15 protein-coding genes are annotated in these 19,381 nt (G+C 57.6%); 3 read left to right on the top strand and 12 right to left on the bottom strand.

The window, feature by feature from the left end:
- Window positions 1-40 precede the first annotated feature (40 nt).
- From Q31a_RS01885 to Q31a_RS30655, 10 genes are all read right to left on the bottom strand, one after another.
- The gene (locus tag Q31a_RS01885; RefSeq protein WP_145073158.1) at window positions 41-1,162 is read right to left on the bottom strand and encodes a succinylglutamate desuccinylase/aspartoacylase family protein; all 1,122 of its coding nucleotides are present in this window, start codon (window positions 1,160-1,162) and stop codon (window positions 41-43) included.
- A gap of 50 nt (window positions 1,163-1,212) precedes the next feature.
- A complete protein-coding gene (locus tag Q31a_RS01880; RefSeq protein WP_145073155.1) occupies window positions 1,213-2,415 on the bottom strand; it encodes a RimK family alpha-L-glutamate ligase in 1,203 nt (400 codons plus the stop codon).
- A 148-nt stretch (window positions 2,416-2,563) separates the two neighbouring features.
- A complete protein-coding gene (locus Q31a_RS01875) occupies window positions 2,564-3,616 on the bottom strand; it encodes a WD40/YVTN/BNR-like repeat-containing protein (protein WP_145073152.1) in 1,053 nt (350 codons plus the stop codon).
- Between the two features lie 788 nt (window positions 3,617-4,404).
- Window positions 4,405-5,286, bottom strand: coding sequence for a sugar phosphate isomerase/epimerase family protein (locus Q31a_RS01870; RefSeq protein ID WP_145073149.1), 882 nt, complete (start codon window positions 5,284-5,286; stop codon window positions 4,405-4,407).
- An 84-nt stretch (window positions 5,287-5,370) separates the two neighbouring features.
- On the bottom strand, window positions 5,371-6,234 hold the full coding sequence (locus Q31a_RS01865; RefSeq protein ID WP_145073146.1) for a hypothetical protein: 864 nt from the start codon (window positions 6,232-6,234) through the stop codon (window positions 5,371-5,373).
- Between the two features lie 272 nt (window positions 6,235-6,506).
- Complete coding sequence (locus Q31a_RS01860) at window positions 6,507-7,208, bottom strand: DNA alkylation repair protein (RefSeq protein ID WP_231691281.1); 702 nt, start codon at window positions 7,206-7,208, stop codon at window positions 6,507-6,509.
- A gap of 139 nt (window positions 7,209-7,347) precedes the next feature.
- Window positions 7,348-8,868 (bottom strand): ammonium transporter, encoded by a 1,521-nt coding sequence (locus Q31a_RS01855; protein WP_315851645.1) that lies wholly within the window; start codon window positions 8,866-8,868, stop codon window positions 7,348-7,350.
- A gap of 285 nt (window positions 8,869-9,153) precedes the next feature.
- Window positions 9,154-9,585 (bottom strand): globin domain-containing protein, encoded by a 432-nt coding sequence (locus tag Q31a_RS01850; protein WP_145073140.1) that lies wholly within the window; start codon window positions 9,583-9,585, stop codon window positions 9,154-9,156.
- A gap of 365 nt (window positions 9,586-9,950) precedes the next feature.
- Window positions 9,951-11,174, bottom strand: a complete 1,224-nt coding sequence (gene hemW / locus Q31a_RS01845; protein ID WP_145073137.1) for a radical SAM family heme chaperone HemW — start codon at window positions 11,172-11,174, stop codon at window positions 9,951-9,953.
- A gap of 77 nt (window positions 11,175-11,251) precedes the next feature.
- On the bottom strand, window positions 11,252-11,416 hold the full coding sequence (locus tag Q31a_RS30655; RefSeq protein ID WP_231691029.1) for a hypothetical protein: 165 nt from the start codon (window positions 11,414-11,416) through the stop codon (window positions 11,252-11,254).
- Window positions 11,417-11,443: 27 nt separating this feature from the next.
- Here Q31a_RS30655 and purM point away from each other — a divergent pair, with 27 nt between their 5' ends.
- Both purM and Q31a_RS01835 read left to right on the top strand, forming a co-directional pair.
- Complete coding sequence (gene purM / locus Q31a_RS01840) at window positions 11,444-12,505, top strand: phosphoribosylformylglycinamidine cyclo-ligase (protein WP_145073134.1); 1,062 nt, start codon at window positions 11,444-11,446, stop codon at window positions 12,503-12,505.
- 50 nt (window positions 12,506-12,555) lie between these two features.
- The gene (locus Q31a_RS01835; protein WP_231691028.1) at window positions 12,556-14,154 is read left to right on the top strand and encodes a sulfatase family protein; all 1,599 of its coding nucleotides are present in this window, start codon (window positions 12,556-12,558) and stop codon (window positions 14,152-14,154) included.
- Between the two features lie 28 nt (window positions 14,155-14,182).
- Here the strand turns inward: Q31a_RS01835 and dusB are convergent, their stop codons facing one another.
- The gene (gene dusB / locus Q31a_RS01830) at window positions 14,183-15,337 is read right to left on the bottom strand and encodes a tRNA dihydrouridine synthase DusB (RefSeq protein ID WP_145073131.1); all 1,155 of its coding nucleotides are present in this window, start codon (window positions 15,335-15,337) and stop codon (window positions 14,183-14,185) included.
- Between the two features lie 4 nt (window positions 15,338-15,341).
- Window positions 15,342-17,543 (bottom strand): threonine--tRNA ligase, encoded by a 2,202-nt coding sequence (thrS, locus tag Q31a_RS01825; protein ID WP_145086719.1) that lies wholly within the window; start codon window positions 17,541-17,543, stop codon window positions 15,342-15,344.
- 641 nt (window positions 17,544-18,184) lie between these two features.
- Between thrS and Q31a_RS01820 the strand changes: the two genes are divergently transcribed.
- On the top strand, window positions 18,185-19,288 hold the full coding sequence (locus Q31a_RS01820) for a glycosyltransferase family 9 protein (RefSeq protein ID WP_145073128.1): 1,104 nt from the start codon (window positions 18,185-18,187) through the stop codon (window positions 19,286-19,288).
- Window positions 19,289-19,381 lie beyond the last annotated feature (93 nt).

Below are 19,381 nucleotides of genomic sequence, written 5' to 3'. Positions count from 1 at the left end.
GGACAGATCCCCACACCCCGCCTCGACAGGGGCAGCCCGGCTACTCCGAATCACCCGTTTCGCCCATACCCTCTGTTTCATCGGATCGCTCAACGACCATAAAATTTGTCGAGAGCTCTTCAAAGAGGCGTTCCTCCAACCCCTCATCTTCCGACCGATCCTGACTGAGTTGCGCCGCTTTCGTTCCACGCGGCAAACGCCCCAAGTGACATACGGGTTCGCCTGGAGTTACGGCTGGCAAGGTTGTCATGCCGATCACCACTCCATCAAAGGGGGCGTAGAGAACGCTGCGTTCCACCCCCAACAGATTCGTATTGGTGGCAATGGCTTGCTCTCGCACCACAACCTCCCCTGGGGCAACATGAAATTGCAGAAACCCACCTCGCTCTGCCCTCAACCACACCGTCTTCTCCAAAACCGTTTGCTGAGGTGGAATCTCGGTTTCCCCTTCCAGCATCCCCAACTCCCGGAGAACATTGGTAACCCCTTTCATTGCAGACTCCACAATGCGAGGCTCTACCTTCCACACCTCTCCGCCCTCCATGACGATGGTGGGGCAACCGATGGAGGTTGCCTCCCTGCGAAAGGAGCCCTTGGGTCCTTTGCCGTTCAACACCAATTCACTCCCAAAAGCATGCGCAATGCGAGCCACTTCTGCATTCCCCATGTCAGCTCGAATGTTGGGGTAATTGGTGCGCCGCACCGCAGCGGTATGCAAATCGATCCCATAGTCACTGCGCATCACGATCTCGTCGAAAATCCGCCGCGCCATACGACTCGCCAAGCTTCCGCCCAGAGAGCCAGGAAAGCACCGATTCAGATCGCGGCGGTCCGGCAGATAGCGTGAATGGCGATCGAAGGCGAGCAGGTTCAAGACGGGCACTAGGATCAAGCCGCCACACTTGAGATCCAAAGCACCATCATGAATCATTTGTCGGATGACCCCAGTGCCATTGATTTCATCGCCATGCAAGGCCGCAGTCACAAAAACCGTCGGCCCCTCTCGCTTAGCCCGCCGCACCTGAATCGGAATGCGGACATTCATCCCGCTGTAGCTCTCACTAACCGTTAATCGGAAATTCCGGGTTTCGCCAGGAGCGATATCCCCTTCGTCCCATGTTGCAATACTTTTCTTCTTGCCAAACCTGGATGCTCTAGGCATGCGGACGAAACCCTTCTCGACAAACGATAGCAGCGGAACACAACCAAGGCCTAAGACTCAATATGCGCCACATCCGACTCCTGCAGTGGCTGCACCTTCATCGAACGACGCTTGCGGGTCTTCTTGGGAATCAAGCCCTTCATCGACTCCAATTTCCCGAAGCACAGGAGGCGATCCCCCGCCTCTAAAATTCGATCGGAACGAGGGTTGGGAATCACCGAAGTTCCGCGATAGAGCGTCAACACATTGACGTCGTTGTCTCTCAGCCCTGAGGCGGCAACGGTTTGCCCCAAGTAGCTCGAACCTTCGGGGAGGTGGATCTCGGCTACGCCGTAACCTCGGCTGACAGTCAAACGCTGCCGCACATCGATTTCCGGAAAATCAACCTGGGCTCCGATGTAGTCCACGATTGCTCCGGCAATATCGAGCTGAGTGCAGGTCTCGATCCCCTCCAACCCTGGCGAGGAATTCACCTCCATCACCTGTGGCCCATCCTTGCTCTCCAGCATATCCACCCCGGCAATTCGCAGCCCCATAATCTGGGCTGAACGGACCGCCGTCTCCTTGTAGCGTTCATCAAGGTCCACTTGTTCCGTAACTCCGCCACGGTGAACATTGCTACGGAACTCCTGCCCCTGCGCCACGCGTCTCATCGCACCCACGACCTGATCCCCGACCACAAAGGCTCGGATATCCTTCCCCTTACTCTCTGCCACAAACTTCTGCACCAATACATTTTGCTTCTGACTCTGCAAGAGCTCGATGATTGCCTCCGCAGATTTGGTCGACTCCGCCAGAAGGACGCCAATCCCCTGAGTTCCTTCGATCAACTTGATGATGACCGGCGCTCCCCCCACGCGTTCGATCGCGGGCAAAACATCCTTCTTATCTCGCACAAACGTCGTCTTCGGAATACCAATGTAGTGACGACTCAAAATTTGCAAGGAACGCAGCTTGTCGCGGGAGTTGGAAATCCCTCCCGATGTGTTGGCACAAAAAACATCCATCTGCTCAAACTGCCGCACAACAGCAGTACCGAAATAGGTGATCGAAGCTCCGATGCGCGGCAGTACCGCATCATAATCCGACAGATGTTTCTGATTGTAAAAGAGATCCGGCGACCCCTCCTCCAAATCAATTGCAAACTTCAGGGAATTGAGGACTTTAACGGAGTGATTTCGCTGCTCTGCCGCCTCACGCAAGCGACGCGTGCTATAGCAATTAGGGCTGCACGAGAGTATTCCGAGTTTCATAGTGAGGCCTTCCTAGTAGATAATCTAATGCTGGCCCAACGTGCAACCCAGCGAGCTTTTCTTCACATCTTGAATTCGAGAGTGTAACAGAAAGCGGTTGTTTGGCACCAAGCTGGCACAGAATTGATTAACTTCGTTCGCTCGGCACCTAGTGCCGTCTCAAGATAGCAAAGCGACCGTCTGCTCCACAGGCAAACACCTCCGACGCACCGCCAGCCAATGCATGAAATCCCGCCCTCGAGAAAGTCTCCCACTGGCGACCGTCTAACGACCAATCGGAACCGCTCGGTCCCACCGCCACCCAAGCCTGCTCCCAAGCGCCACCCCGTGGCACCGTGACGACGGCGGAACGAAAGGCTTCCGGCGGTCGGCTAGCTGCCGTCCAGGTAGCACCTCCATCCGAGCTTGTTGCCGCCGTGATTTTCGGTGCGTCCGAAATCCCAAGTCGATAATCCCCTCCGACAGCTACCAACTTGCTCTGTGCGTCTCCCGCGATCGAAAACACCCCTTGAGTAGGGCTACTGGAAAGGGGACATGCGGCAAGCTTCCAGTCGGCTCCCCACGCAGGACGGTACAGGATGCGACTGCGTTCGCCGACGGCACCACCCAATCCAATCCACACGCCTCCATGGCTGCCAAGGCACATAGCCGAATTGCTGGCAGCAAAGCCTGCTTCGCCTGGCAAAGCGGCAGGCAGCTTTTCGACAGCAACCCGCTGCCAACTGGCTCCCCGGTCGGCGGTTTCGACAATCAACAATTTCCCATCGACCGGATCGCTGAAAGCGATCCCATGTTCAGCATCCCAAAATCGCAACGCATCCCAAAAGGCAGACGCCGAGGAGTGCTCAAACACTCTCCTCCAGCTCTTCCCGCCATCGAGGGTTTTGAGAATGACCGCTGGAACTCCAGCACTGGCCACACAAGCTTCGCGGTCATCCCAAGCATAGATCGACCGAAACTCCAGGTCGGAATGCTCGCTCGGGCTACCATTGCTCCAGCTCGAACCTCCGTCAGTCGAACGCAGGACGGTGCCTTGACTCCCAGCTACCCAGACCACCTGATCATCCACCGCATGCAACCCACGCAGACTGGCTTTCGTGCCTGTCGGGCCGAGCTCCCAGATCAGATCTTGCGCGTATCCGCTAGCGCAACTCCACGCGATCCAGAGTCCCAACAACGGTATGCATTTGCGCAAATCCATTCGATCGCCCTACCTTCCAAGCCAAGAAACACCTCATCCTATCGGCAGAAAGTGCCACTCCATCCCACAAGCACTTGCAATACTAACATCTACAACCCCCACCATGCGCCCCGCCCAATAGGTACCACCCATCAATTGCGATTTGCTAGCAACCCATTGCAAGCAAATACATAGCTACCCAGCAGTGGGGACAGTGCACCCGCTCCAATGCCAGCAAACACTTCCAGCGACTGCAGGTACAGAGCACTCATTGCCTTGCATGCAATCAAGTCGCACGGGGGTTGAAAGCTAGCATTGTGACGGTGCGATCGATGGATGGCACCATTCGCTTGCGATATACCGGCAATGCGTTGCAAGACCTTGCAATGCTTGCATTGTGAAGAATGGATGGCACCTATCGGATGCAATCACTGCGGGGACAGTGCACTCATTGCTTTGCATGCAATCAAGTCGCACGGGGGGTTGAAAGCTAGCATTGCGACGGTGCGATCGATGGATGGCACCTATCGCTTGCGATATTCCGGCAATGCGTTGCAAGACCTTGCAATGCTTGCATTGTGAAGAATGGATGGCACCTATCGGATGCAGCACTGGCAAAAGCGGGCGCTCGACGAGCGAGAAAACCCGCGTTCATGACAATCCGAGGATAGTTCAACAAGCCTGCCCTGCTTCCATGCACACCCCCTTTTCAAGCCCGCCATCTCGCGTCATCCGCGAGCCCTTCTCCGATTGAAGGATGTTGAACGCTAGCAAAAGTGGCAAGCGTCTGCAGCCCCAGGCACTGCGACTCAACTCGCCTGGATCAATCGTTCAAAAATCTTCCGCTGCTCTATCAAAGCGGCCACCTTATCTTGCGGATTGGTGCGAGCCTCGAGCAGCACCCACCCCTCACACTTCGCGTCCACCAACAGCTTCATCAGCTCTGGGTAGGGGTAGTCTTCCAGGTTCATCTCTCGAATGTGGGTGGTGTCTCCAATCCGTTTCTGCACCATTTTAAAGTTGGCTTCCAATCCCTCACCGGCCAAATCTTCACCATTGCAATTCCAACACACAAAAGCGTTCTCGTGATCGGCGACCTCGAAAATATCACGAATCACAGGTAGCTCACTGGTCCCTTTACCGTGGACCTCGACGCGGATCTTCTGCCCGAACCCAAGCCCATACTCAGCCACTTCATTGAGCGATGTTCCAATTTGCTCAATGGTCTGCTGGCGTGAAAGGCCTTTGGGGAACCCATTGGGCTTGACCTTCACACCACTGCCGCCGCAGTCATGCATCAGCTGAATATAGCCCTTTGCCTGCTCAATATTCGCTTTTACGGCCGAAGGGTCGTCTGAATGGAACTCACAATTTGCCCCATATCCCACTAACTCCACGGGGCTGTCGGCGAACCGCTTTCGCACCTCACTGCGCTGGTGCGCGTTGAGAGTGGGCTCCACGGCATGCTTGTGCTCAGTACGCAATTCCACGCCGCCAACTCCCGCTGCCTCGCAGGTCGCCAACAATTCGGGAAGCGTCATATCCTTCCCCCACAGATAGGTCACCAACCCAAATTGCAGATTTACCTCAGGGGGCAAAGCGCTAGCTTTACCAAGCCGGCCAACGGAAAGAGTCGCAAGCCCGGCGGTAGCTGCCTGGAGTACGTTACGGCGATTCGGAGTAAATTGCATGGCGAAATCCTCAAAGGCAAATGACGTTCATCGAGGACTTATGCTAGCAGATTGAAGCGCGGAATTGCTCCACGCCCCACGGTTTCACCTCTGATTTCTTAAACCAGGCTGAAACACATACTGCGGCTGACGTGGTTGGACTGTGGCAGGTGGACTCGCGGGGGAATCTGCCGCGCCACGCGCTACCGATACCGGAGCGCTGTGGTCGCTCCACCCCGAATCGGCTGGGTCGCGAGGAGCCGCCCCAACCGTATAACGTCGTTGACCGACCACTTGCGAGGGAATGCCCGGCGACGCGACAGGTTGAGACACGACATTGTTTCGAGGTGAAGAGGGTTGCGACACGACGTTCGTTAGCGACTGCGGACCGATGCGACTCTCCTCCATATTCTGCCTCCAGGGGGAAGCGCGCATCGCCACCTCTTCGCTGGCGTTCGCCAGAGGAGCAAAGGCGCGAGACGTCGACGATTCAGGTTCGCGAGAGCGTTCGGCCGCAACCCCTTGCAAGATGTCCGTAGGAAGCTCGGTCCAGGGTTGCATGCGAGCCGCCTCAGCCGAGCGACTCTTCATGCCTCTGGCGCGATCCCCATCATCGTGGGACGCCGGCGAGGCGACGACTCCGGCGGCAATAAGTCGATCGATCTTCGATTCCCGCTTTGCCCAATCAGGCAGCACCACCTGCTGGTTGCTCGGGGCTAGCGTAGACGGCAGAACGCCGCTGATGACTCCCATCGTTTGGGGTGCCGCAGATACGCGTGACGCGAGCTCCCCAGAACGCGATTCTGCCAAGCTATGTTCGCGAGGCTGAGACTGCTGAGACTGATGAGCCTGCACGGCATCAACGCCCTTTCTTGGAGCACGAAGAAAGGGGAAGGCCAAGGCGGCCCCGCCAGCAAGCGTCAAGATTGCCAAGCCACGGGGACCGAGGTTTGCACGAGTTTGAGTCATGGCACAGTCTATCTGGCTGAATTGCAGCCAAATCTAGTACCCGCCGTGCCACTTCCATGCGAAGAGCGGATGAACGAAACGAACCGCGCCGAAGAGCCATCAAGCGGCGCACTTGCAGAGCCGTCCAAAGACGACGTCACAGGTTCGGTATCGAACATCGCCTCCTAGAATCTTAGAAAAACCTGCTAAGTTCCGTCTGGGGAAGCTGCAAGGCACCCTTATACCTGCGCGGTTTGTAACAACGGTGTCAGTTACTCCGCGGGCTCCCACGGCTAGCACTTGGTGCTTTTGCGTTTCCGCCCCACGCGACCCATCTGCACCACTTTATCGATAGCGTCGACCGCCAACGGAACACGGCAAGCCGTGTCGGCCAGATCGACCTGGACTTGGCCAATCGCCTGGGCAGTATTTTGCGCAGATCGCAACAGCGGCTCCACGTAACAACCCACCGAAATTACGAATCCATTCATGCAATAACGGACGCGGTTGGCCGCCGAGTCAATGCTCGCTTGCACAAAATCGAGTCGCTCTTGAATCGCCGCAAAGTCCAGCTCCGAGTCGGGGCGGACCGCCAGCGCCAGGGCATAGGTATTCCAGCCAGCAGACGCCACACTTTCGGCCCGAGCTTTCATCCATTTTTGAGCAATGCCAAAGGCAGCGGGATGCTCCGCAGCCACATAAGGAACCGCATAGCAGCTGAGCATGTACCACCACGCAGTTTTAGCCCAACCATCCAACTGCTTGCGCGTAAATTCCCTTCCGTCTGCAGCTAGTGCTGCCAAGTACATCGCATCAGAATTCTGGGTATCCCACAACTCCAACACCAAGGCATGATTTCCCTTGACGCGTTTCACTAGCTTTTTGAGATCTGAGATTTTCACCCCATACATCTCGCCCTCTGCGCCATGACGCCGACACGTCTTGACCGTCTGAGGACTCCCCAAGGACTGCAGCTCTCGCAGGATATCAACCACCGTCAACGCTCACTCTCCTCAGGTTAAAGAACCTTCGCACGTGGCCAATCCCAATCCCCCCTGCGCCGCGCACCCAGTCACCTGGGCTTGCGGCCAACGAGTCGGCCGTTGAGTCACAGAGTTGAGCTGCAGAGTCGACTTACAGGAAGATGTGCCCCTCTTCCCCATGCTCGGTAATATCGAGGCCTTGGCGTTCGGATGTCGCGGAAACTCGCAGACCGATCGTCAAATCAAGCAACTTCAAGAGTCCAAAACTCACAATCGCAGCATAGGCAATCGTAATCCCCGTTGCAGCCAACTGTCCAAGGATTGTACTGTAATTGCCCTCGATCATGCCCACCGGCTCTCCGCCAGAGATATCCAATACCGCTCGCGTCGCAAACACTCCGGTCAAAACAGCGCCCAGTGCACCGCCCATGCCGTGGATACCGAATGCATCGAGCGAATCATCGTAGCGGAATTTCGACTTGAGCTTGGAACAGGAGAGGTAGCAAACCACGCCGCCGAGTGCTCCCATAATCAGGGAGGCCATCGGTCCCACATGCCCAGCAGCTGGTGTAATGCACACTAGGCCAGCGACTGCACCTGAGCTGGCGCCCAACACCGTCGGTTTTCCACTGCGAAGCCATTCGATCAACGCCCAGGTAACCGCTCCGGCGGCGGCTGAGAAGTGGGTAACGGCAAAGGCACTGGCAGCGATGCCATCGATCCGCAGTGCGCTGCCAGCGTTAAAGCCAAACCACCCCACCCACAGCATAGCCGCCCCCAAGGCGGTGTAGGTCAGATTGTGTGGTGGCATCGGCTCCCGTCCATGCCCAATTCTCGGACCGATCACGATCGCTGCGACGAGCGCGGTAACTCCGGAGCTGATATGCACAACGGTGCCGCCCGCGAAATCGAGTGCGCCACCGGCGATCGAGGACTCCCCTCCGAAGGCCAGAATTCCACCGCCCCAGACCCAGTGTGCCAGTGGGCAATAGACAACGGTTCCCCATACCAGGGAGAACAAGACCATCGCTCCAAACTTCATGCGTTCGGCGAATGCACCGCAGATGAGCGCGGGAGTGATAATGAAAAACATCCCTTGAAACATCATGTGGGTCAGTCGCGGCAGAGCCTCATCAAACATCGGGGTGACCGGATGATGGAGGGTTTCACTCCACTGCCGAGCCACACCGTGCATGAGTGCATAGTCGAGATTGCCAATGTAGGGCCCGCCGCTACCAAACGCTAACGAATAGCCGTAGAGAGCCCACACCACGCTCATCATCCCCATCAGGAAAATACACTGCATGAGGACGCTTAGCACATTTTTCTTGCGAACCAAGCCGCCGTAGAACATCGCCAAGCCGGGTGCCGTCATGAACAAGACGAGTGCACAGCAAACCAGCATCCAGGCGTTGTGCGGAGCGGAATTGGGGCTCTTTAAATATTCGTCCGTCTCAGCCTCGAGAAGGTCGGGATGCGTGCCCGCCTCAATACTCCCTGGACTGTTCCCAACTCCCTCTCCCGATTGCCCCTCCAGCGAATCAAGCTGTGCAGCGACCGGCGGCAGTTCACCACCAGGAGCTTGCCCACTGGCGTTCTGGGAATTGAAATTGACCAGCAAGGTTGCGAGCAATGCCCAGACGGCCAAACGGTTCGTTATAGATCTATACACGTTGGAGAGACTCCCATCCTCTAACTGAGTGAATTGAACAGAGCAATCGCCGGCCGCCTAAAAACCGAAGCTTGCCATTGCAGATAAGCGACCGATGCCCACCGCCTCCGTGCGGCCCCTCATGGCGAGAAGTGCCAGCCGAGGACAGGAAAGGGCTGGAAAATTCGTCCCTGCCGCTGGTCTTGTCAAGTTAGAATTTAGCGGAAATCTCCGCTACAACCCAGCCCGTGCCAGCTCTCCGGACACAGTTACTCCCGGCTGGCAACGTTTTCCTAGCGTTCGGGGCTAGCGATTTATCATAAAAGTGGCCATGTGGTCGAAAAAGTTGGACAGCGCGGCAGTGGCCGCAGGTGGCAATTCGGCCTCTTGAAGCGCGGCGTCCATTAACTCAACCCACCGATTGCGTGCATCCACATCGATTTTGAAAGGAGCGTGACGCATTCTCAACCGTGGGTGCCCACGCTGTTCGATGTAAGTTGCTGGCCCCCCAAAGCGGTAAATCAAAAAATCCCGCAATCGCTGTTCCGCTCCCTGCCAGTCATCCGCCGGGTACATCGGCCCCAAAATGGCATCCTCCGGAACGCGACGATAAAACGCTGCGCACAAGGTTGCAAATCCTTCATCACCAATCGCCGCATAGACCTCCGCTTCCGTCAATGGGCGTCCCCCTGTGGCAATATTCTCGACACGTGGCTCGCGATTCTCCCTTTCCGACATTGACCTCACCTCTCGTTCGTGAAACGACCATCGACTGCTAGCTCAAGCTGCAATTGGGAAACGCCGCGCTCCCCGAGCAGGCTCCATCATCCTCTAATTGGCGGTTTCCCGCGACCACTCACGACGACGTGCTCCGCTCCAATCCAAGTGGCTATCCAAACGTTTCCAACTCCTGAATGCCCCTCAATCCCTCTGTTTCCTTCCTTCGCGATTGTGCTTCTGGCGATCCCTGTCCAGCCGGCCCCCACTGCCGTGGAGCATACCGCTTGGGTAGGCTGGCTATGCGGGCAAGAGGCCGGTACCCTGCGAGCACCACCGCAATCCCGCCCGCCAACGAAGCCCCCGTTCAGGGACGATTTGCCCCGTTAGTCCGCGCACAACAGGTCGGGCCACAGAGCATCACTAATGACCAAGCCAGCCCGGGTCAGACGCAAGTGCTCGCCGCTCCACTCCAGCCAGCCCTGTTCCAAATATCGTGACAGGTAGGGCTGAAAGAGAGGTTCGAGGGGCGCCTTCCACCACTGCTCCAACCCGCCCCAGCAGACTCCCTCCAACCGCCGCAAGCCGAAAACCAAACGCTCCCGCACCTGCTGCTCCGGCGACAAAACCTCCCGTTCAGCAACGGACGACTGTCCGGCCAGCACACGGCGAATGTAGGTCGTCGTACTACGATGATTGACTCGCCGCACCATGTTGGAAGATGCGTTCAAGGTCGCATTCCCGGCGATGCGATCACTTGGCTCCACCTTCCGCTCATCCGTCAGCTCTCCAGCGAGGGAGGCCTCCAGATAGCTAGCGGCACCGGGACCGAATGCCCACCAGGGCCGCCCCAGCCAATACGCTTCATTGTGTCGGCAGCGGAAACCGGGGAGTGAAAAGTTGGAAACCTCGTAGTGCTCCCAACCCGCGGCCACCAACGCATCCATCACGTGCGAGTACATTTCAAGCTGCTCATCGGCATCGATCTCGGTCAATTCCTGACGCGCCACGCGACTGTAAAAAGCGGCTCCCCGCTCAATCGTCAAACCGTAGGTCGACAAGTGCTGGATGGGCGACTTCATGGCCAGCTGCAAATCGGATCGCCACTGCGCGACCGTTTCCCCTGGCGAGGCGAAGATCAGGTCGAGCGAAACGCTCGGAAAAAACTTGGCACAGCGTGCCAAAGCAGCTTCCAAATCCTCGCCCGAGTGGTCCCGTTCCAAAATCTTCAACTTGTCGGCCGCAAACGATTGCCCCCCCACACTGGCACGATTGACTCCAGCAGCGCGAAATTCCTCCAATTGCTCAGCAACGCAATCGAGCGGATTCATTTCACTAGAGAATTCTCCACCGGGAGCCAGCGGCAGCCAGTACTGAATCATTGCAAACAACCTTTGCAGCGCCTCTCCCGTCAGATAGCTGGGAGTCCCTCCACCGAGGAAGAGCGTGTCGACCTCCTGCGGTGACTCCAATTGTGAACTCATCTCCAGCTCAAGGGCGTCCAGATAGCTGTCGACCAAGTCATCCCGGCCGGTTATCAGCGTAAAATTGCAGTAGCCACAACGATGGCGGCAAAATGGAACGTGAATGTAGGCACTGCGAGGCGGCATGGGAGTGCACTCAGCATGGGGGTAAACGAAGCGTAATGGGTCGCGCAGCCAGCGGAGAGGGGCGCCGGGACGTAAGTTCAGTACTGAGGTGCCCGTTCCATGGCTTCCTTGTGCGACAGGGAGTGGGCATTTGCCGCGAAAACGGCCATAATATGCGGCGGATGCCTGCCACCGCCCCAGCCCACCCCTTCCAGTGGGATGCGCGTCGCTTCGCGCAGCCTCCGCCAACTTTGTGACTGCATACAACTATACGGAATGATTTGAAGCTGATGAGCCCAATTACCTACAAGGACAGCGGTGTCGACCTCGAGCTTTACGAACAGTCGATGCAGCGACTGCCCAAGCTGATGCATCGCACCTTCAGCCCTCGGGTAATGAAAAACGATGGTGGCTTCGCAGGACTCTTCCAGCTCGACTTCAACAATGCCCTGTTTTCCCGCAAGTACGAAGAACCGATCTTGGTCTCGGGCACCGATGGGGTGGGCACCAAACTCAAAGTCGCCCAGCTCCTCGGACGACACGACACGGTAGGAATCGATCTAGTCGCTATGTGCGTCAACGATATCCTGTGCTGCGGGGCCGAACCGCTCTTCTTCCTCGACTATGTCGCCATGAGTCGCGACAACCCGCCACTGCTGGAGCAAATCGTGGCTGGCATTAGCCAGGGATGTATTCAGGGAGATTGCTCCCTGCTGGGTGGCGAAACGGCCATCATGCCCGACCTCTACAATGGCGACGATTACGATCTGGCTGGCTTCTGCGTCGGAGTCGTCGAGAAAAAACAATTGATCTCCGGCAAGCAGATCGCCCCCGACGATGTGGTCATCGGGATCCAATCCTCTGGATTCCACTCCAACGGTTACAGCTTGATTCGCAAGGCGGTCTTCGAGAAAGCGGGCCTGAGCGTCGATGATCCGGTGAAGGAACTTGGCCAAACCGTGGGGGAAGCACTGATGACCCCCACGATTATCTATTCCAACCTCACGCAAAAAATCCTCCGACATTACAAAGTCAAACATGTCGTCCATGGCATTGGGCACATTACCGGCGGGGGACTGCTGGAGAACACCGAACGCATCCTGCCCCCCAACGTCGACCTCGTCTTCGAGCGGAACTCATGGGAGATTCCCCCCATGTTCAATTGGGTGCAACAACTCGGCCAAATTGCCGATGAGGAAATGGCTCACATTTTCAACATGGGGATCGGGCTTACTCTGATGGTCAACCCCTACTACGCCAACACCATCCTTGAAATTGCGCAGTCCCTAGGGCTCAAGGCCTGGACCATCGGTCGGGCCCAAGCCGGTAGTGGAAAGAGCCGGTGGAAGTAGCGTCCGCCAAACACTCCTCCCCCTTTTCTTCAACGAAATGAGGCGACTCAATGCGCTGTCTACTACGCCCTCTAGTCACGCTGTGCATGCTGCTCGCCAGCCCACTGTCGCCGGCAAGTCGCGCGGCGGAGCGTCCCAACATCGTCTTTGCCTTTGCCGATGATTGGGGACGCTACGCGAGTGCCTATGCAGAACTCGAACCGGGAGGCCCTGGCGATATCGTCAGCACGCCCAATTTTGACGCCGTTGCCCGCGACGGCGTACTCTTCACACAGGCGTACGTAAACGCTCCGTCATGCACCCCTTGCCGCAGCTCCCTGTTAAGTGGCCAGTACTTTTGGCGGACCGGCCTGGGGGCGATCCTGCAAGGCGCCATCTGGGACGACAACACCCCAACCTATCCACTCCTGCTCGAGTCCTCAGGCTACTCGATCGGCTACACCCACAAGGTCTGGTCCCCCGGCTCTCCAGCCAACCAACCCTACGGTGGCAAGAGAACCGGCTTTCACTCGGCTGGTCGCAAGTTCAACCAATTTTCTCAATTTGTCGCCAAACAAACCGATGCAACGGCTGCCAAGTCGGCATTGCTCGATGAGGTCCGGAAAAACTTCCAATCCTTCCTCGACGCGCGCCCCGAAGAACGGCCCTTCTGCTACTGGTTCGGCCCGACCAACTGCCACCGCAAGTGGATCCAGGGATCCGGTGAAAAGCATTGGGGGCTCGCCCCAGAATCCCTGAAAGGCAAACTACCGAGCTATCTGCCCGATGTTGCCGAAGTCCGTGAAGATTTCTGCGACTACTTGGGGGAAGTCCAGGCCTTTGATGCCGGCCTCGGTGTGCTGCTCGACGAACTCCAGCAACAGGGGCTCGACGACAACACAATCGTCGTGGTTAGTGGGGATCACGGTATTCCCGGCATTCCCCGCGGCAAATGCAATCTCTACGACCTGGGAACGCGAGTCCCGCTGGCTATTCGAATGCCGGCCACTTTCGGCGGGAAAGCGGGCAGAGTCGTCGATGACTTTGTTTGCCTTCCCGATCTGGCTCCCACCTTTCTGGAATCCGCCGGCGTCACCATCCCCGGCGTCATGACCGGCCGCAGTCTCCTACCGATCCTGGCGTCCGAGAAATCAGGCCAAGTCGACCCAACTCGCGACCATGTCATTGTGGGACGTGAGCGTCACGTGGCCAAGGCTCGCCCTGGTAATTTGCCCTACCCACAGCGCGCTATCCGTACCGACCAGTACCTTTATATCCTGAATTTCAAACCCGATCGTTTTCCGATGGGTACCGCCCCAGGCTTTGGGCTTCCGGCTGGCGACTTCCCCTCCTACGTATCGATGCGCGAAAAAACCTTTGATGCATTTGCAGACCTGGACGCCAGCCCTACCAAGGCCTGGATGCTCACGCATCTCGCTACCCCCGCCATTGCCGCTCAAGTAGACCTCACCCTGGGGCTCCGGCCCCGCGAAGAGTTGTTCGACATCCGCCGCGATCCCGATCACCTCCACAATCTTGCCAGCGAGCCTGAATTCCAGGAAGTCAAGCAACAGCTTTCAGAGCGGCTACTGACAACGCTCGCAGAGACGGGGGACCCACGAGTCCTCTGGGATGGAAGCACTTTTGACTTGCCTCCCTTTGCGCCCTAGACGCGTCGCAGCTAAGGATTGAACAGCGCTAGGAAGACGCGCCTGGTTCAACTGCATTTGACTCTTGCTTGGGCGGCTCATCGTCGGTCGGAAACGCCGTTTCGACAGCTTCGTAGAAGGCTTCGGGCGACTCAACATGGGCAACTTTGGTGCGGAACATACGCGCGCCCCTGCGTCCCTGAGCATAACAGCAAGCGAACTTGCGCATGAGATGCGTCCCCTGCTGCACTCCGAACCGCTCGACTACCAATTTGAAGTGCCGCAACATGCATTCCTTCTGTTCGGCCAACGTCGGTTCCGGCGGAATGGGCTCACCTCGCAGGGCTGCGGCGGATTGCGCGAACAACCACGGGCGGCCCAGTGCCGCACGGGCAATCATCACCCCATCCACTTGGTAATTGCGAAAGGCGAAGACCACTTTCTCGGCACTATCCAAGTCCCCGTTCCCGATCAGTGGTATGTGGACCAAATGCTGTTTGATTTCAGCAATCTGCTCCCAATCCGCACTCCCCTTGAAATAGTCCTCGGCAGTACGTCCATGAACGGTTAGGGCGGACGCACCTGCCTCCTCCACAACCTTGGCGATCTCCTTCGCATTGGCCGATTTGCGGGTGCAGCCCAAGCGAATCTTGGCAGTGACCGGTGTGGGTGCACAGGCGCGCACCAACTGGCTGATGATCTCGTGCATCCGCTGCGGATCGCGCAATAGATACGATCCGCTATGCGCCCGCTGGGTCACCTGTTTGACCGGACAGCCAAAATTGATGTCCACCACGCTGACTTGATACTCTTCCGCCAAACGCCGCCCCACCTTGGCCATCGTCTCAGGATCGTTGTCCCAGATTTGCACCGCTAGGGGGCGCGCTTCCTCGCGCACTCCCCATAGACGATCTGGATGCTCTGCCTCGTGTTCATCGAGCCACACGAAACCGCGCGCGTTGACCATTTCCGTGGCCTGTAAACCCACTCCGCCGTATTCGCGGACCACTTGGCGGTACGCATAATTGGTAAACCCAGCCATGGGTGCTTGGAGGATGGGTGGATCAATCACCAACGGCCCAATGCGCAGCGGCGGAACGACCAACGGCTGGGTCACTGACTCTGCCTCGGCAGCAGCGCGCTCCAGGTCGGAGCGCACTGGGGAGGATTCCCTGGAGATGTTCAAAGTGGATCGATTCACCATAGCTTCAATACTCGTGGCCGCCGGTTTCGGCAGTTTCAGGCAGTTCGGTTTGCTCTTCCTGCTTGGCAACTTGCCGAATCGTACGGTTTCGCACCTCTTCGAGCAACTTTTCCAAGGCGGCATCGAACGGCATGGCCCCCAAATCGCCATCGATGCGATCGCGCAAGGCAATGGCCCCCGCCTCGGCTTCCTTGGGGCCGACCACGGCCATGTAAGGGATCAATTCAAGCTGCGCGTCGCGAATCTTGGCCTGAACCTTCGCCCCGCGAACATCGGTAGTTACGCGCAATCCGGCAGCGGTCATCTTGCGTTCCAACTCGAGTGCGTAGTCATTGGTCTTCTCGCTCAATGGACACAGGCGGACTTGCTCCGGCGCCAGCCACATGGGAAAGGCTCCTGCGAAATGCTCGATCAGCATCCCCACAAAACGCTCCAACGAGCCAAACGGTGCACGGTGGATCATGACCGGTCGATGCACGCCGTTGTCCGATCCCACATACTCCAGCTTAAACCGCTCCGGCAGATTATAGTCAAGCTGTACGGTACCGAGCTGCCATTGGCGACCGATGCAGTCCCGAACCATAAAGTCCGCTTTGGGACCGTAAAACGCAGCTTCCCCTTCGGCGGCGCTGAATTCCAGCCCACTCTCTTCCAGCACCCGGCGGAGCGCCGCCTCGGCCTTGTTCCAATTCTCGTCACTCCCCACATACTTGTCACTCTTGGGGTCGCGCAACGACAGCTGGACGCGATAGTCGGACAGTCCCACGCTTTCGAGGACAAAGCGAGTCAGCTCAATAGTCCTCCGGAACTCTTCTTCCACCTGATCTTGAGTGCAGAAGATGTGCGCATCGTCTTGCGTCAGTCCCCGCACTCGGAGCATGCCATTCAGCTCTCCCGTTTGCTCGTAGCGATAAACGGAACCAAATTCCATGAACCTCAGCGGTAGTTGCTTGTACGACCGCGGCTGCGCCTTGAAGATCTGAGCATGGTGGGGACAGTTCATCGGCTTGATCAGGTAGCGTTCGTGAGCGCGCTGCCAAGTCTGCAAGACGGCGACTCGATCCGCCACCTCCGATTCGGGCTTGTAGTTCGGGAGTTCAGCCCCCAGCACTTCAGCCGCCTCGCTGAGTTGTCGTTCCGCCTCGATCGTCAGACCTTCGGGGGATTGCAGGCGGTCGATCCAAGCGTCGATCAGCGAGCCTGCTTGCTCGACGAACAACGGAGGAAACTGGCTGTCACGGTAGTAGGGAAAGTGTCCGCTGGTTTCGTAGAGTTCGACGCGTCCGATATGGGGACTGAACACGGGATCGTAACCACGCTGCAGCAATTCGTTACGAAGAAAATCTTCGAGCAGAACACGAACGCGAGCCCCCTTGGGAAGCCACAAGCAGAGGCCTTGCCCGACCTCTGGATTGATTTGAAACAATCCTAGTTTTTTGCCGAGTACACGGTGATCACGTCGACGCGCTTCGGTCAATTGATCGAGATACTTCTGTTGATCCTTGGGGTTGAACCAGCTCGTGCCATACAACCGCTGCAGTTGCTTCCCCTTGGCATCGCCCTTCCAATACGCGCCGGCGACCGACAACAGCTTGAACGCTTTGACCTTGCTCGCATTGGGAATGTGCGGGCCACGGCACAGGTCGACGAACTCACCCTGGCGGTAGAATCCGAGTTCCTCGTGATCCGCAAGTCCGGTCTCAATATGCTCGACTTTGAGCGACTGTTTCAAGTCGGCGCAGAGTTTCACCGCCTCTTCGCGATTGAGCAAAAACTGCTCAAACGGCTCAGCCTCTGCAATGATCTTTGCCATCTCTTGCTCGATGGCCTCGAAGTCATCTTCGCTGATCTTCTGCTTCAGCTCGAAATCATAATAGAAGCCATTGTTGATGGTAGGGCCGAAGGCGAGCGAAACGCCATCATAGAGTCGCATTACCGCTCGGGCCATAATGTGCGCCGAGGAATGCCGCAGCACATCGAGCGCCTCAGGATCCCGCTCGGTCAGCAGTTTGAGTGGAACGGGAGATTCGTCGGTAATGTCCTTGAGCGGTCGCATGGCGTCCACGACACGGTCACCGATCTTGGCCGCCACGACTGCTTTCGCCAAACGCGAACCAATCTTCTCGGCCACATCCAGCGCGGTCGCAGTCTCGGGGTGCTCGACGATCGAACCATCAGGCAATTGAACTTGAAGCACAGGTAGCATCTCCTGCAAAGGAAGGGGAGATCCGTACAAAAGATCTCGCAAGTGTTTAAGATTTAACGGCTCCCAGTACGGAACCGCGCTACCCCAACAAAAGGTAGCCATATTCATCAGTCCGCCCCACCGAATCGGCAAATCGGCAAATCCCCAGCCACAAGTGAGCGGATTGGCGTCGTGTCTAGCGGTAGCAGCCAATCCCCCCGTGAGCGATTTTCACGTTCGCGAGCTTGTCGCTTGAGGAAAACAGACGGCATCGGCCACCGGCCGGGCTGTTCCCAATCCGGCCCCATCCTGCCTCACGCTCGATCGAGGCAGACCGATTGACTGCCTGAGTTTATAACCGCTGAGACGTTTATTGTCGGCAGGCGGTTCAGACGATGTCGCAGAAAATCGTTAGTTTCATGACAAATTCTCCACCCTTAGGCGAACCGGTCCGCTGCATGACGGCCCTCGATCCCCAACGGGCAGCGACCGCTTCGAACGACAGAAACAGTCTTGCGACCGCTCTGGAAGAATGTCTATAGTCTCCACAGCGCGCCAATACCGCATTCCTCTGAGGATTTGCTGACAAGGTGCGCTTTTCAAGCAACTGAATATGGAGTTCCAGGCCCGCACCACGCGGCCTCGACGCATGGAGACACTGCGTGACCACCCCAACTGGACTGCCGAGCAACTCGGCCAAGGAGCAAGCAACCGCCAAGAGCACTTCGCCTCAATCCAAGATCGGCGTGCTCATGCCCTCCTGGATTGGCGACGCATGCATGGCAACGCCCGCTCTGCATGCACTCCGGCAAACCTTTCCAGATGCGGAATTGGTCGGTTTGATGCGTCCCGTCATCGCTGAAATGCTGGCCGACGGCCCCACTCCCTTCGATCAACAGATTCTGTTCGAAAAGAAAAGCCGTCCGGGACTGGCTACCCGCTGGGGCCTCGTGCCGCTGGTCCGCCAGGCGCGACTCGATACCTTCGTACTGCTCACCAATTCCTTCTGGTCCGCAATGCTAGCTAAACTATCCGGCGCCCGTCGTACGGTGGGCTACGCACGCGACGGTCGAGGCTGGCTGCTCAGCGAGCCAGTCCCGGCAGCCCGGGATACCCACGGCTACGTCCGCTCCTCTCCGGTAGACTGCTACCTCGAACTCGTCCAGAGACTGGGCTGTGAAGGGAGCGATCGGCAGATGCGCCTCGGCATCTCGCCCGCAGACGAGCGCTCGGCCGACTCGCTATGGCACTTGCTCGACTTCGACATTGGCCATCCGACCCTCGTCATCAACAGCAATGCCGCCACCGACGACGGGCGCGTGTGGCCAGCATCTCGAGTTCTGGAACTCTCTCAAACCGTGGCCGAACAACTGGGCTGGCAAGTCCTCCTGCATTGCGGGCGCGGTGAACGGCAGGTAGCCAATGACATTGCCATGCGAGCCAACCACCCGCGGATTGGCAGCATGGGGGCCGTCGACGACCTTCCCCTCGGACTCACCAAAGCAGTGATGCGTAGAGCACACATGGTCGTCACCACCGACAGCGGGCCACGCCATATCGCTACCGCGATGGGACGCACCGTGCTCACACTCTATGGGACCACCACTCCCGATTGGACACGAACTTACAATGTGCCCGAAATTGAAATTGTGGCACCCGACGTTCCCTCCTCGGACACGCTCACCCCTCGGATCCATCACCTGGGTGTCGCACGTGTTTTTGGGGAAATTCAACGCACCTCACAACGACTGAAAACCGCAGCCTAGTGCATCGTCAACACTAAGAATTAGGGTTTAGCGAGCGTTCGAAAAAAGGTGTCCGACACCAAAAGCCGGAGCGGCCCTTTGGGTGCTTTGCAC

Source organism: Aureliella helgolandensis (assembly GCF_007752135.1).
Lineage (GTDB): Bacteria > Planctomycetota > Planctomycetia > Pirellulales > Pirellulaceae > Aureliella > Aureliella helgolandensis.
The sequence above is the reverse complement of the archived record's forward strand: the minus strand, read 5'-3'. Positions and strand labels throughout refer to the sequence as shown.

Excerpts from the sequence above, each read along its gene's own strand:
- Q31a_RS30655 (WP_231691029.1), bottom strand. The coding sequence starts at position 11,416 with ATGCAGTCACAAAGTTGGCGGAGGCTGCGCGAAGCGACGCGCATCCCA.
- Q31a_RS01870 (WP_145073149.1), bottom strand. The coding sequence starts at position 5,286 with ATGCAATTTACTCCGAATCGCCGTAACGTACTCCAGGCAGCTACCGCC.
- Q31a_RS01850 (WP_145073140.1), bottom strand. The coding sequence starts at position 9,585 with ATGTCGGAAAGGGAGAATCGCGAGCCACGTGTCGAGAATATTGCCACA.
- purM (WP_145073134.1), top strand. The coding sequence starts at position 11,444 with ATGAGCCCAATTACCTACAAGGACAGCGGTGTCGACCTCGAGCTTTAC.
- Q31a_RS01875 (WP_145073152.1), bottom strand. The coding sequence starts at position 3,616 with ATGGATTTGCGCAAATGCATACCGTTGTTGGGACTCTGGATCGCGTGG.
- Q31a_RS01885 (WP_145073158.1), bottom strand. The coding sequence starts at position 1,162 with ATGCCTAGAGCATCCAGGTTTGGCAAGAAGAAAAGTATTGCAACATGG.
- Q31a_RS01880 (WP_145073155.1), bottom strand. The coding sequence starts at position 2,415 with ATGAAACTCGGAATACTCTCGTGCAGCCCTAATTGCTATAGCACGCGT.
- Q31a_RS01865 (WP_145073146.1), bottom strand. The coding sequence starts at position 6,234 with ATGACTCAAACTCGTGCAAACCTCGGTCCCCGTGGCTTGGCAATCTTG.
- thrS (WP_145086719.1), bottom strand. The coding sequence starts at position 17,543 with ATGCTACCTGTGCTTCAAGTTCAATTGCCTGATGGTTCGATCGTCGAG.
- Q31a_RS01835 (WP_231691028.1), top strand. The coding sequence starts at position 12,556 with ATGCGCTGTCTACTACGCCCTCTAGTCACGCTGTGCATGCTGCTCGCC.
- dusB (WP_145073131.1), bottom strand. The coding sequence starts at position 15,337 with ATGGTGAATCGATCCACTTTGAACATCTCCAGGGAATCCTCCCCAGTG.
- hemW (WP_145073137.1), bottom strand. The coding sequence starts at position 11,174 with ATGCCGCCTCGCAGTGCCTACATTCACGTTCCATTTTGCCGCCATCGT.